Below are 13536 nucleotides of genomic sequence, written 5' to 3'. Positions count from 1 at the left end.
GACTAATAAACAAGCTGTTTTCACCTTTTAATCATAGAATATGATGAATTCTATTTTTAGAGGAGGGAATCATATCTATGGGATGGAATAATAATTTTGGACATTCTCGAGATTGTAATAGATTTTGGGATGATTTAGTATTTTGTGGATGCGGTCGTAGACGTAGAAGAAACGATTTTAACGACTGTCATTGTAGACGCGATTGCGATTGTGATGAGTGTCGTCGTAGACGTGATCATGACCGCAATCGTGATCATGATCATGGTGAACATCGAGATTGGTAAAGTCTTTTGAAGGAGTGCATATCTTAATAGCACTCTTTTTTATTTTATAAAGAATTCACTTTAAACATTTCTTATAACTAAGAATACTTATGTAAATATGGGAAACATATTTAATTCTTGGAATGAGGGGATCGATGTGGATATAACGCAAAGTATTGCAAGAATAGTTGTTAATGGGATAGATCTTCCGTTTACTTCAGTTAGAACAACTGCATGGATTAATGGACCTGCAAATGATTTAATTGTTACGACTAGGCAAAGAGTGAATGAGCTTTATCGTGTTATGTGGTCGCGGGTGCCAGTCATGCTAACAATGTATTTCATTCATGGGGCGGACATAGTGAGATTTGCTAGAGTTGCAGGAGTTGATGAAAGTATAACGGGAGAATATATATATCATTTTATTTGGTGATAAGACAAACTTTAAGTAGCCTAACAGCTGCTTTTTTATTTTATAAAAAAAACCTGCAAACCTGCAGATTCTCCTGATAATGATTTATGGAGCAAGACCCGAAAATATAATATAATAATTCGAAAATGAGTTCAAGTAAATAAAAAGAACAAGCTGGAGTTCGGGCCCTTTCAGAAGTGATGATGTATTCTCGGCTTGGGAACTGAGAAAAACACAAAAATATAATACATCGAGTTTTAGAGAATTTCAATATTAAATTAAATATTATCGTGGAGGGAGTTATATCATTTGATGAAGAAAACAAGGTAGTGATAAAGCATATGAATTTAAAAAAATGAGCAGGGTATCTTAAGAAAACATAAAATTATTGAAATTTTTGTATGAATTCATTAATATGGAATTATATTTATTGTTTAATTGATTCCGTTTATTCCCACACCTTATTGTTTTGTGGTTGAGTTGTAGAAGCAAGTTGCGTCTTGTTTCATTTATGAAAGGGCTTTTTGAGTCGATTAGTGTATATATAGCTTATTTTGCTATGCACATTTTTAATCGACTTGAAGAAGCCCTTTTTGTATTGTCTTCAAGTTAGGAATCATTTGTAAAAAGGTCTTTAGATTTAGGTATACAAATAAAAAAGGGGGAATCTATTTGTATCATGTCTATTTCAATGGATGTATACGAGATTTCCTTTTTTATTGGAGAGATGCTTTAGAGGGAAAAGTTATCGATTTACTGCAATCCGTGATTTTCTAGAAATGGATGCCCATTCTACACAGCTATCATGTAAAAACTGCAGATGTAGATTGTTTTTTTAATGTTACTTGTTACTCGTTATAGGGAAAGTTATCATGCAATGAAGAGTGAGAAATCAAGAATTATAAAAAATATAGTATGTTGAAAATAATATATTTAGATGTTATAATTAAAATTTCTAAAACTACCCAAAAAAGACTACCAATATGAAATTGTACCCCAATTGTTAATTATGTGTCTAACAATTGGGGTGCACTTCACAAATGGTGGTCTTTTTTATATAGGTGAGATTGTACTAGTATGATAAAGTAGAATTAACTGTATATTGTGAGGGTGATTATTTATTCCTTCTTTCTATTTGAAAGAAAAGGGGGAGAGAATATATCTATAGATTTTTTGTTTGAGCTTCTAAAAGAATTTGTGAAAGCAATTGTAAGTGAAGTTTCTGCGTATGTTTTTAGGAAACAAACTTTAGAAAAAAGATAACAAAAAACAATCCCCGTTGCCATCGGAAGCAAAAGGGTAGGTTTCGTAAAAATAAATGATATAACTACCATCCTGACGGTAGCAATTACTAGAAGTGATGTTAGCGCATCTCTTCTTTTTTATGTACATTTGACATAAAAAATTAATGAGCACGTAATAGATATAATGTACAAAAGAAAAGACACTCAAAAGTGTCTTCTTACGATTTGAACCGTCGTAATATGGCATTGGATACCAATCCGAGCATTATTTTCCCACGTTAAATAATGTTGGTTATTGAGAAAGAATAAAAGCACTCTTTCGAGTGCCTTCAACTATTCAACTTTTAAATTAATTTCTTTACCTGTCATACCGCCACTTGCTTTTAAGAAAAGACCTTCAGCATCTTTTGGTATATCAAATACAATTTTACCTGTCTGTGTTAGACCAGGATTCAATTGTTTTAAGAAGAAGTCAGTTTTCCCACCATTAGCTAAGTCAAAAGATGTTTGACCTTGTGTTGAATATGTGAATTCACGACCTTTGCTATCTACTAATTTAAAACTATTAGCATCAACAGTGATAGCGTCTTTTTGATTATTAGTAAGTGTAACTTCTAAAATTTTAAAGACACCTTGTGCTTGTTCTTTTGTATATTCATTACCCACAGAATCTACTGTTTCCATAGATCCTACAGCGATTTTTACATCAGAAGATACACCTTCTTTTGATACTGCTTTAGTGTCTGTTGAAGTTTTTTCAGTTGAGTCTCCACCACCAGCGACCATAGCAATTATTCCGATTACAAATAAAGCTATAATGCCTAGGCATCCAAATTTGAATATTTTTCCCACGTTTGTTCCTCCAATTATGTAAAATATAAGATTGCCAAGCTAATAATAACAAACTATATATAAAGATATTGTCATATTATGTCGAAAGGAAATAAAAAAGATAGTTTAGAATTTTCAGGCTAAAATTCCGTCTTATAACCTATTTTTCCTCGCATCTTGGCTGTACTTCTTATTCATAAAAAAAGACACCTAAAGGTGCCTTCTTCCTACTTAAACCACTTTAATTTTTGGGCTCTCATTCTTACCGAATGGAAAGTAGAGATGATTCAATTATGTACCGATCTGGAGCGTCTCCTATATAGTCAAAAGGATAACAAGTTGTTAATGTTGGCTCAATTTTTTCTACAATAACTGTTCGATCTTCTGAATCTGTTAACCAATGCTTGTTAATTTTATATGTATATGTTTTATTTTCATATTCCACGATAAGTTGGTCATTTTCCTTTAGTTGACCAAGATCGGTAAAAACAGTATCTCTATGTCCACTTAAAACTGTATGACCATTTCCAGATGGTGTAGTAGTTAAGCCACTAACAAACATACCTACACCCTTTCTTAGTACTTTATCATCAGCTCCCCAATATACAGAGTATTTCTTTATTTGAATAAAAAATGGTCCTTACATTACGTAAGAACCCCATAATCGAAGAAAAAAGTCGTATGTGAAACCATATGGGAATCACAATAATATTTTAACACCTAAATATATAGTTGTCTATACATGATTGAATGAAATATTTAAACGAAGGAGCTCTAGATTTAGGGATCTAGAGCTTCTTGTGTTGGTATAACCCACACGGTTTATGAAAAGAACTTACTGAAGATAACACATGAATGTTTCATAAATGTATCAAAAAAGTGAACAAAATAGTTATTTTATTAAAGAAAAAACATGCACAAAAATTGCGCATGTATAATAAAAATCTATGTCTTGTCTATGTAAATATATGATTGGCTTATAAAAATCGTGAGGGTGTTTGAAGAAAATGGTTATTTATTAACAAATCAAAAGAGCGCTTTTTAAGGCGCTCCATGACCAAAACTAATATTGACAAAGAATACCACATGATATTTTATGTATGTTCTTAATAAATGTGCAGTTTTTAACCAAATTCTTATTTTGCACAACAAAGCAGCTAGTTCATAAAACTAACTGCCTGTTGTACAAAGGAAAAGCCGCACTTACAGAAATAGTTTGTAACTTTAAGTTACAGAAATAGTATGAGCAGATTTGAAAATGTTATTCGGAAATAAAAGAAAATAAAAAAGACCAGCTAGCAAAAGCTAACTGCTCTCCAGAAAAGCATTAAGAAGGAAGTTCAGAACTCAAGTGCATTTATAGTATGGACCAAAATATCAAGTTTATGTAACAAAAATAAAAATCGAGCAGTTAATGGGGGAAACTACTCGATTCGATACAACATGGGTAAGAAGCAGATTGTATTGTGATTAACATTAACGGAATATTGAATTTTATTCAACTTTTAACAAAATTGTTATTTGAAAATAAATAACCACAACAATGTCAGGCAATCAAGTTGCCTGCTATGTTCTTGCATGGTAAATGATAGATTTCCCTACAAAAGAGAAAAATAATAAAAAAGGTTTTTAAATGAAATTCATAAAAGTTTGATAGGCCATACCGAGGGAAAATACCGTTGCTACGGCATGGGCAGTCCATTTAGGCATATTTAACTTTAATATAGTGTTGTATAAGATTCCATATACGATACAAATGGCTAATACAAATGCAATTAATTGAAGTGCTAACAGAAATAGTGGTTGTTCTAAAGCACTAAATTCAAGTTGTTCCATTAATTTATCACACCCTTCATTTAATATATTAATATAATTAATTTAAAAATAAAGGATTTATTTCTATAAAGTTCCAAATGTATGTGGTTATAGAGTAAGAAAGTGAATTTGAACCAAAACGCTATTTTAATAAGAGTTGGTTCTCACTCGAAAGCAAGGGTTGTATAGGAAGTCCCAAAATGTTCTTTTTAGATGTATTAATAGTTAGGGAAACATAAATCTGGAAATAAAACTTGATATTCTGGGATTAATCGAAGGTCAACAGTTGTACTTGCAAAGGATTTATATTTTGTTTCTAATTCAGCTAGTGTAACTAGGTGATGCGTACCTAAGCCCTTCTGTATGCTATGTTTAGAAAGGGTTGGACCAATTTGTAATTTTCGATTTTTCATAGCTATGTTCCATGGACTGTAAAAGAATTTTAAAACGAAAGCAGGGTACATGTAAACGATAAAGGAATGATTTGACCAATGCCTTCCGGCTATATAGTTACCATGCGAATAATTGTGGATTAGTCTACCTCCGTAGTATGGGGCAGGTGGAGTAGGATGGATTATTCTCCCGTGATAACGCTGTTTGACAAGGGGAATTCCGTATCTCGGATTGGAATAACCATGAGTAGGGTCATCTACCATCAGAATAGTCCTAATAGCATACATGTTTTGCCCTAAAGTGACAAGAGATGAGAAAAAGGCTTCCTTATCAAAACAGCAAAGAAATTCAGTGGTATTTAATACCATTTTCCACCCTGTAATTTCTTTTTCTATGTTCATTACTTCTTGATCAACTAATATGGCATCAAACTCTACTACTTTTGAATGGCGGATTTCCCAATGAGGTGCAAATAATCTACATATTTCTACTGAGCGATCAGTAGATCCTCGATTAATAAGAATACCGTGATCAAATAGTCTTGTGTGGTGCATTAGCCACCATGGGAGTAGATACTCTTCATTGTAAAAATGGGAAATTAAAGTTGTATTAATGAAAAAACTCTCCTTATAAATATGGATAAAATATTTCTTGCACTAGTATAATGTTTATCCTAGTAAATATGCATGTCGTGAGTATATTTGAGCAAAATGTTTATTGACAAATATAAAGAGCGCTTTTTAAGGCGCTCTAAAACAAGATATATTTTGAAAGAGGAATCAAAGCATTATATGCATACTGTTTTAGAATGTTGTAGTTTGAAAGTTTAATTGTAATAAAAAATAAAGCCAACATATAAGTGTGTCTTTATGAACGCTTTGAATGTGTATAGTGACTAGCTAGTCACTATACACCATTATTAGGATTTTAATTCCAATAATGGTTGTTGAGAAATAAAAATCTTATTTTGCACAACAAAGCAGCCATCTCTAATTAGCTAACTATTTGTTGTACAAAAGAAATTAGGCCCTACAAGTTCGGATATGTAACTTTAAGTTACAGTTATAGTATGCACAAGACTCCACATGTTATGTGGGTGCAACTTAATAAAAATTTCATTTTGTATTAAGTTGGAATATAAAAAGAGCACTTAATAAAGTGCTCTCGTGACGAGACTCATTTTATAACGACTATTTTATAAAGAAAGGAACTCAAGATATTATATGTGAACCAGTTAATTGAGTACCTTGTACATATAAAGAGCAGCTAACAAAAGTTAACTGCTCAGGTAATGGAATATAGTTCGAAATGGGGTATCTACAGTATTAACGGAATATTGAGTTTTATTCAGGGAAGGTGCTGTTAGTTGAGGAAATGGATCCAACTGAAAAAATTGAATGGAAATGTATTGGATTTCCGAGCTATAAAACCTTAGAAGAGATTTATAAGGAGAAAGAAATAAACAATTTGGTCTGAAGATACGCTGTGTGTGGTTGTAAGTTTAGAAAACTGAACAAAATCATCCTTTTAAAATAAAGTGAGGTTAGGAAAATGAGAGTGAGCTTAGAAGGTGTGAAATTTTTTATAGAAATACTCGATGGAGAAAGTGTGGAAATATAGTAGACATAGTAAAAGATGCTGGTAGTAATGGAATGTTCGAACTCGCCATTAATGAAGAAGTAAAAGATGGATATACACTGCATTCAGTTGTTCCGTAATTAGGTCCAAGTGGTGAAACTGAGAAATACATTATGATCTTTTTCTATGTTCATGATGATGAAGAAGATGAAGAATAGATAATAAAGAAAAGTGAATCCATAACGAGTGCTTTTTTCTTTGTTATATAGAAATTACACATTAACCAGTTTTAATAGATGTATTAGTTATAGTTGGTGAATCCATATAATAATACTGAACGGTTTCCTACATTTACCCTTATATTTTTCAAGAGAGAGCACTTATTGGGGAGTGCTTTCTCTTGTTTTCACCTTTTGATGAGGACAAGCATATATTGAAGTGTAGGGCAGGCTTACTGGCTTGTATCTATCCTTATTTTAATGCTCATTGAAAACCCTTATCACATTAAGAGGATCTACTGGCGCAGGTCCTCATTTTTTATTGAACAAAATGGACATTTGAATGGATAATGCCTTCCTTAAAATAACTGTAATTAAAAAACAGTTTTTATAAAAAGTATAAAATTAATGTTATAATGACCTAAATAATCCCAAATAAAGTTTATTTTAGAAAAGGGGGTAGATGGAAAATGTTTCAGAGGCTCAAATTTTATGTAATGTGCATATTAATTAGTTCATTTTTAGGTGGAATTATCATAGGTGCTAATTTCTTGGTACATAACATATATAATTTAGTTGCAGGTAAAGAATATCATTTTAATATGTGGTCTTCTATTATTATATTTAGTGTCGTATTCATTTCGGGTTTCTTGTACATGTTGAAGAAAGGGCCAAATATACTTGTTAATAATTAAAACAATATCAATTATCATAGGCGCTGCCGTGATCTAGGTAGCGTTTTGTTGTTGTTAAGAAAAGATAAGGTATAAATCAAAAAAAGAGAGCTAATGCCCTCTTTTTAAACAAAACCTAAGGTTTATGCACAAATTGGAATCCCTAATGCTATTAAAGTCAATGCTACTTGAAGAGAAAGCTCTAATCTAGCAATTTCGATTCCGGCAACTGAGACCACTAAAAAAGGTTGTCCATTAACGAATAAAACACAACTGTCCATGCTTACGCCTCCTTTCTAGTAATCTACTACAGTATATGAATAAAATCTTTATATGTAATAGTTGAATTAATCGATTTAATCGAATTGATAGATTTGTCCTGTTTTACAAAACAAACCAACACAAAGAACGAAAATAAATGTCCTGTGTACCAGTCTAAAAGTTGATGCTTTTAGACAATGCGGGAAAATAATGTGGAAAATTATTGAAATCACACCTTAAATCTATCTAAGGGTTAGTCTGAAATATAATATGTAAAACAATGATAACTCTTAAATAGTATCAGGGGATAATGATGGGATATCCAAGAGCTAGTATAAGAGAGGAAGATCTAGAATTACAATTTAACATGGTAGAAACACATGGTTGTACAAAAATATTCATTGAAAAGGAGAATAGAGCGAAAAATCTTAAGGAAATATAAAGTTGTTGAAATTTTTGTGTGAATTCATTAATATGTAATTGTATTTATTGTTTATGTGATTCTGTTTACTCTCACACTTTATAAGTTGTGGTTGAGCTGTAGAAGCAAGTTTCGTCTTGTTTCAATTCTGAAAGGGCTTCTTTGAGCCGATTAGTGTATATATAGTTTATTTTGCTATATACTTTTTTAATCGACTTGAAGAAGCCCTTTTTGTGTTGTTTCCAAGTCTGTTTGATTGGAGAACCCATTATTACATTGGACAAAAATTTTATTTAGGGGGATTTAATAATGAGAATCGGTTATGAATTATCAATATTTTATTCTACACATCCAGAAGACCCTATTCAAAGTTTACGTGCATTACAAGCACTTAAACCGATAAAAGAGGATGTATTCCCTTTAACAGGTGTCAGTGTATCATAATGAATGATTTACAGAACCATATGGAAGTGGAAGTATGCAGACAGAGGAAAAGACAGAAATCCGTAGTGAAAAACTACTATGAATTTCTGTCTTTTATTTTATCAGGAGCAACAAAGGCACATATGGAACGTAAGAGTGACAAAGAATTCAAGAGAGCTAAACAAATGTTGGCTTATTATAAAAAACAGGCGGAAAATTTGATGGAATATCTTATGAAGCGCAAGTGTCTATGTACTTTGATACAGCAATTAAGTTAGATAAGAAGAGAACACAAAAGTATTTGAATCATACGTAGAACCGAATTTACTAAATCAAGAACATAAAAATGATCATTTAGTTTGTAATACGTATTCTTATGTATATCTATTAGGTAAAACATACTCAATATCCTAATGTAAATATAGATAGTTTAACAGAATTAAAAGTCCCATATATAATAAACAGTATACGAGGAGTGGGGAAAAATGAATTTTAACATTCAAAAAGGTCAATTTCGTTTAACAAGTGCTTATCCAAGAGGTAGCTGGTGGGAATTTTATCGTGTTACGTGTCCAATTTGTCATGATACAGGTAATTGCATGCTGCATATTTCGCAAGAGAAGGTAGCATGTACACGTGTAGAAAGTAAATGGATTTATGGGAAAAACACGGGGAATCCAAGCTACATTCATTACATAAATGGTAAAGATAAGTATCAATTGCCCGAGGTGGATGAAGTTCAGATTCATGATAAGAAAAGCAATGAAGAATTAGATGTTTTTAATCGGAAGTTAATGGATTTCATACCATTACAGGAGCATCATCATGCACATTTATTAAGAGATAGAAAAATGAGCGAGGAACAAATACAAGTACGTCAATATCGTTCTTTCTTAAAACAACAAATTTTGTTAGAAGAGGATAATACGTATACGACCGTTTGGGAGCAGCTATTCAAACAGATGGGGAATGAAAAATGCTGGCAGGGAATCCCAGGATTCTATGAGATGAAGAAAGGTCAACTTTCTCTTAGTTTGATGTCAGGCTCTCCTGGTATATTGATTCCTTTTCGGAATCAGTATAATCAAATTGTTGGATGGCAGGTTCGTGTGGATGAAGTGAAAAACTTCGTTCATGTGAAATCTGCACCTACTGGAGTTCAAGCAGAATTAATCGGACAGCCTAATGTTGTGAAGATAACTAAAAATGGTGATTGTATCTTTGAAGGCGAACTAGAAGTGAGCAAAAAGGTAGAGATTCCATTTCAAGAGGGACAAATTGTTGTAAAGATTCATAAAGGCCAAAAATATCTGTGGGTCTCATCAGCAAACAAAAATCAAGGAACTGGTGCAGGAGGTAGTGAAAATCCACTTCCTGTACAGGTAGCTGTACCAAGTTCTCATTTGAAACATTGGAATTCTGGTACCTTACATCAAACCAACTCAGTAATGATTACAGAGGGAGCTATGAAAGCAGATCTGGTTGCTGATTTGATTGCAGTGAGATTTAATAAAATGGAACTTTCTGAAGTAGGGAAGACGGTTCTTGCAATCCCTGGTGTGAATGCTTGGCGAATTGTTGTGCCTGTATTAAAAGATATGGGTGTAGAAAATGTCTATTTAGCTTTTGACGCTGATTTAGTAGAGAATCAAAAAGTAAGAAAAGCTCTTATAGACTTTGCGACAAAGTTAAAGACAGAGGGCTATAACGTAATTATTGCTGCATGGAACCCGGCACAAGGTAAGGGGCTAGATGATGCAATGCAAGCGGGATTTAAACCTGTATTTCAGAGATTGTGAAATTCATAAATGTGAACTTAAAAGAAAATAATACATTATCAGAAGCATGATATATACTTGTCATGCTTTTTTGAAATTTCCAAAAAGGAATTTAAGGGGATTTTGGAAAATTAGTAAAGCCTGGAGTTCTATTGTGACAGAATCATTTTTATTATTACGTTAAACATTTAACAGGATGAGTAGTGAATGTTCTCCAAAATACAATTGTTGTAGGTATTACAGAGGTAATGGGAATTGAAGTAGATCATGCTAGGCAAATAGCAAAACATGGTTGTTATCATTAAGTGGTTCATAAGCTAATGGGAAATAATGTTTTTACAAAAGTGCACTTAGATAAATCTAAGTGCACTTTTGTAGATGAAGTTACCAGAGGTCTTGAGATTATGAATGCCAGCTGTTATAAGTACCATGCTTATTTAAAAAAAACGCTTTAAATAATTGCGACATGATTAAGGAAATAATTATTAAATAAAGAAAATAAGCAATTTAAACTTCAATTATGATAGGAAGTATCATTGGCTTTCTTTTTGTATGTGAGTATATAAAATGGCCAAGTGTTTCTCTTATTTCTCTTTTTAGAACATTCCACTGATTAATATGTGCTTTTTGTAATCTGTTGACAGTTTCTACAACTAATTGATTAGTTTTATTTAAGAAATCTTCTGAGTCCCGAACATATACAAATCCACGAGAAATTGTATCAGGGCCAGAAATTATTTTCTCTTCTGTTTTACTCAAGGTTATAACTATTACAAGCATACCATCTTCAGAAAGTTGTTTGCGATCGCGCAATAAAGTGTTTCCAACATCTCCAATACCTAATCCATCTACATATATATTACCCGCAGTTATACGTCTCGTTTGTATAGCAGTTTGATTTTTAATATCAACAACATCTCCATTGCTGATAACATAAATATTATCTTTCTTGACACCAACAGATTCTGCCAATTGACGGTGATGATGTAACATTCTAAACTCACCATGTATTGGAATGAAATATTTAGGCTTCATTAAAGTAAGCATCAATTTTAATTCCTCTTGATATGCATGTCCAGAAACGTGCATTCCTGTTGAACTTCCAGATCCATAAATAACAGTTGCTCCTAATAGAAATAAGTTATCTATAATACGTGAAACATTACGTTCATTTCCTGGTATGGGGGAGGCAGACAAAATGACTGTGTCACCTGGTAAAATATCAACTTGTCGATAGTTGCCACTAGATAATCGGGACAGAGCAGCCATAGGTTCACCTTGACTACCAGTGCAAAGTATAGCGACTTTTTCGGGTTCCATTTGATTAATCTCATTTGCTTCGATTAACATTCCTTCAGGTATATTTAAATAACCTTGTTCTAAGGCGACAGAAACTACGTTCACCATACTTCTTCCGAGGAGGGCAAGCTTTCTATTTGTTTTTAAAGCGGCATCTACTATTTGCTGTACACGATTCACATTAGAAGCAAAGGTAGATATAATAACTTTTCTGTGCGCCTTTACAAAGGCTTCTTCAATTTTTTCACCTACTAACCGTTCTGATGGAGTAAATCCAGAACGTTCGGCATTCGTACTTTCTGAGAGGAGAGCTAAAATCCCGTTACTTCCGATATTAGCCATTTTGTGAATGTCTGGATATTGCTTGTTTATGGGAGTCAAATCAAATTTAAAATCACCTGTATGGACTACTGTACCTTCTGGTGTATGAAAAGCAATCCCGAGGCAATCGGGAATACTATGATTTGTTTTGAAAAAAGATAGGTTTATCTTTCCAAACTCAATTAAAGACTCAGAGTCAATAACAATTAACTGTGTCGAATCTTGAAGTTTATGTTCTTTTAATTCAATGCTGATTAAGCCTAAGGTTAATTTTGTTGCGTAAATCGGCACATTCAATTGTTTTAAAAAATAAGGAATACCTCCAATGTGATCTTCGTGTCCATGCGTAACAATTAAACCTCGAATTTTATCTTTATTTTCTTGTAAATATGTAACATCAGGTATTATTAAATCTATGCCTAATAAACTCTCATCGGGAAACTTAGAACCACAAACAATGATTACAATGTCATCTGAATATTGTATGACATACATATTTTTACCAATTTCATTAACGCCACCTAAAGCAAAAATAGATAGTTTATCATTTATTGTACTCAAATAAATATCCTCCTCTTAAAAATAAATTTACTTGAATCTATGTAAAGGTTTGTAACCAACTATTAATAAATAGTTGGTTACAATTAGCTCAAAGATCCATATCTTTTAATCCAGGACTATGCTCATTTGGCATTTCAGGAAGTTCTGGTACAGGAAAACCTTTTGGCGGTTCCGTTACTGTTAATGTTCCTTTGTTTCTACTTGGTGATTCACCTTGGAATATTTCTCCCATTCTTGTTGGATCTAACCTAAAATTAAATTGTGCATTATGGAATCCCATATCTACATATTTTCTACACTCTGGGTATTTATTGATATCATAGTTTGGCACAGGGAAGAGTTTTCCCCATTCAACCCCTAATGTCTCTAAAGCTTTTGCAAAAGCATTTTGATGTGCATTATCACGTACAATTAAAAATGCAAGAGTTTCTCTAAATGTTTGATTAGAATTCATTTCATAAATTCTAGTTTTTTGAAGTACACCTGTAGATTCAAGTACTACGTTATCTAATAAATCGCTAATCAAATTCCCATGACTATATACCCAAGATCCATTCCATGGGTTGCCAGCTGCATCAACAGGCAATGAACTTTGAGCACCTACAATAAAGTGGTGAGGATTTGCATGTTTAACCGCTTCATCAAGCGGTGCTTTGTCAATACCAGCATTTCCTGGCGTAGGTTCACCAGATCCAGTTAATAGCTGATTAATTGTATGTTGTACAAGTTCTACATGGCTTATTTCCTCTAAAAAAACACCTCGAAGTAAATCACGATATTGCTTCTCTTTACCTCTAAAATTTGAGCTTTGGAAGAAATATTGCATCATTGTACGCATTTCACCATAATGCCCGCCTAATATTTCTTGTAAAACTTTTGCAGCAGCTGGATCTGGTTTATCCGGTTTAATCATATTAATTATTTCCTCTTTATAATAAAACATTGAAGTACACCTCTTTTTAAGTTAGTTAAAATTGTTATCGTGTCCGCTAGTTGGTTACTTAATACTTAAATTCATTTTTTTACCAATAAACCGTTACCTTA

At 32.6% G+C, this 13536-nt stretch carries 11 protein-coding genes and 3 pseudogenes; 7 read left to right on the top strand and 7 right to left on the bottom strand.

Annotation, left to right across the window (positions count from 1 at the left end):
- Positions 1-77 precede the first annotated feature (77 nt).
- The 3 genes and pseudogenes from EBQ15_RS26480 to EBQ15_RS31930 all read left to right on the top strand — a co-directional run.
- A complete protein-coding gene (locus tag EBQ15_RS26480) occupies positions 78-284 on the top strand; it encodes a hypothetical protein (protein WP_016090324.1) in 207 nt (68 codons plus the stop codon).
- A gap of 97 nt (positions 285-381) precedes the next feature.
- Positions 382-696 (top strand): hypothetical protein, encoded by a 315-nt coding sequence (locus tag EBQ15_RS26475; RefSeq protein WP_001999512.1) that lies wholly within the window; start codon positions 382-384, stop codon positions 694-696.
- Between the two features lie 621 nt (positions 697-1317).
- Positions 1318-1512 (top strand): annotated as a pseudogene (locus tag EBQ15_RS31930) (hypothetical protein); the annotation flags it as partial.
- Between the two features lie 740 nt (positions 1513-2252).
- Here EBQ15_RS31930 and EBQ15_RS26465 read toward each other — a convergent pair.
- The 4 genes and pseudogenes from EBQ15_RS26465 to EBQ15_RS26450 form a co-directional block, all read right to left on the bottom strand.
- A complete protein-coding gene (locus tag EBQ15_RS26465) occupies positions 2253-2771 on the bottom strand; it encodes a DUF4352 domain-containing protein (protein ID WP_000516003.1) in 519 nt (172 codons plus the stop codon).
- A 241-nt stretch (positions 2772-3012) separates the two neighbouring features.
- Positions 3013-3369: pseudogene (locus tag EBQ15_RS26460) on the bottom strand (sortase); the annotation flags it as partial.
- Positions 3370-4379: 1010 nt separating this feature from the next.
- The gene (locus tag EBQ15_RS26455; protein ID WP_000436148.1) at positions 4380-4586 is read right to left on the bottom strand and encodes a hypothetical protein; all 207 of its coding nucleotides are present in this window, start codon (positions 4584-4586) and stop codon (positions 4380-4382) included.
- 197 nt (positions 4587-4783) lie between these two features.
- Complete coding sequence (locus tag EBQ15_RS26450; RefSeq protein WP_000546552.1) at positions 4784-5512, bottom strand: glycosyltransferase family protein; 729 nt, start codon at positions 5510-5512, stop codon at positions 4784-4786.
- A 1712-nt stretch (positions 5513-7224) separates the two neighbouring features.
- Here EBQ15_RS26450 and EBQ15_RS26440 point away from each other — a divergent pair.
- Positions 7225-7449 (top strand): hypothetical protein, encoded by a 225-nt coding sequence (locus tag EBQ15_RS26440; protein ID WP_000487740.1) that lies wholly within the window; start codon positions 7225-7227, stop codon positions 7447-7449.
- Between the two features lie 122 nt (positions 7450-7571).
- Here the strand turns inward: EBQ15_RS26440 and EBQ15_RS26435 are convergent, their stop codons facing one another.
- Positions 7572-7709, bottom strand: a complete 138-nt coding sequence (locus tag EBQ15_RS26435) for a DUF3956 domain-containing protein (RefSeq protein WP_000376551.1) — start codon at positions 7707-7709, stop codon at positions 7572-7574.
- A 710-nt stretch (positions 7710-8419) separates the two neighbouring features.
- Here EBQ15_RS26435 and EBQ15_RS31830 point away from each other — a divergent pair.
- The 3 genes and pseudogenes from EBQ15_RS31830 to EBQ15_RS26425 form a co-directional block, all read left to right on the top strand.
- Positions 8420-8554, top strand: coding sequence for a hypothetical protein (locus EBQ15_RS31830; protein ID WP_001219761.1), 135 nt, complete (start codon positions 8420-8422; stop codon positions 8552-8554).
- A gap of 464 nt (positions 8555-9018) precedes the next feature.
- Positions 9019-10332: a DUF3854 domain-containing protein gene (locus EBQ15_RS26430; RefSeq protein ID WP_001010381.1), complete on the top strand. Its 1314-nt coding sequence runs from the start codon at positions 9019-9021 to the stop codon at positions 10330-10332.
- 179 nt (positions 10333-10511) lie between these two features.
- Positions 10512-10616: pseudogene (locus EBQ15_RS26425) on the top strand (DUF2187 domain-containing protein); the annotation flags it as partial.
- A 202-nt stretch (positions 10617-10818) separates the two neighbouring features.
- Here the strand turns inward: EBQ15_RS26425 and EBQ15_RS26420 are convergent.
- Positions 10819-12492, bottom strand: a complete 1674-nt coding sequence (locus EBQ15_RS26420; protein WP_000104280.1) for a ribonuclease J — start codon at positions 12490-12492, stop codon at positions 10819-10821.
- Positions 12493-12580: 88 nt separating this feature from the next.
- Complete coding sequence (locus tag EBQ15_RS26415) at positions 12581-13435, bottom strand: manganese catalase family protein (protein ID WP_033693026.1); 855 nt, start codon at positions 13433-13435, stop codon at positions 12581-12583.
- Positions 13436-13536: the final 101 nt, after the last annotated feature.

Source organism: Bacillus sp. 2D03, assembly GCF_003946765.1.
Lineage (GTDB): Bacteria > Bacillota > Bacilli > Bacillales > Bacillaceae_G > Bacillus_A > Bacillus_A cereus.
The sequence above is the reverse complement of the archived record's forward strand: the minus strand, read 5'-3'. Positions and strand labels throughout refer to the sequence as shown.

Excerpts from the sequence above, each read along its gene's own strand:
- EBQ15_RS26480 (WP_016090324.1), top strand. The coding sequence starts at position 78 with ATGGGATGGAATAATAATTTTGGACATTCTCGAGATTGTAATAGATTT.
- EBQ15_RS26475 (WP_001999512.1), top strand. The coding sequence starts at position 382 with ATGGGAAACATATTTAATTCTTGGAATGAGGGGATCGATGTGGATATA.
- EBQ15_RS26455 (WP_000436148.1), bottom strand. The coding sequence starts at position 4,586 with ATGGAACAACTTGAATTTAGTGCTTTAGAACAACCACTATTTCTGTTA.
- EBQ15_RS26450 (WP_000546552.1), bottom strand. The coding sequence starts at position 5,512 with ATGCACCACACAAGACTATTTGATCACGGTATTCTTATTAATCGAGGA.
- EBQ15_RS26440 (WP_000487740.1), top strand. The coding sequence starts at position 7,225 with ATGTTTCAGAGGCTCAAATTTTATGTAATGTGCATATTAATTAGTTCA.
- EBQ15_RS26435 (WP_000376551.1), bottom strand. The coding sequence starts at position 7,709 with ATGGACAGTTGTGTTTTATTCGTTAATGGACAACCTTTTTTAGTGGTC.
- EBQ15_RS31830 (WP_001219761.1), top strand. The coding sequence starts at position 8,420 with ATGAGAATCGGTTATGAATTATCAATATTTTATTCTACACATCCAGAA.
- EBQ15_RS26430 (WP_001010381.1), top strand. The coding sequence starts at position 9,019 with ATGAATTTTAACATTCAAAAAGGTCAATTTCGTTTAACAAGTGCTTAT.
- EBQ15_RS26415 (WP_033693026.1), bottom strand. The coding sequence starts at position 13,435 with ATGTTTTATTATAAAGAGGAAATAATTAATATGATTAAACCGGATAAA.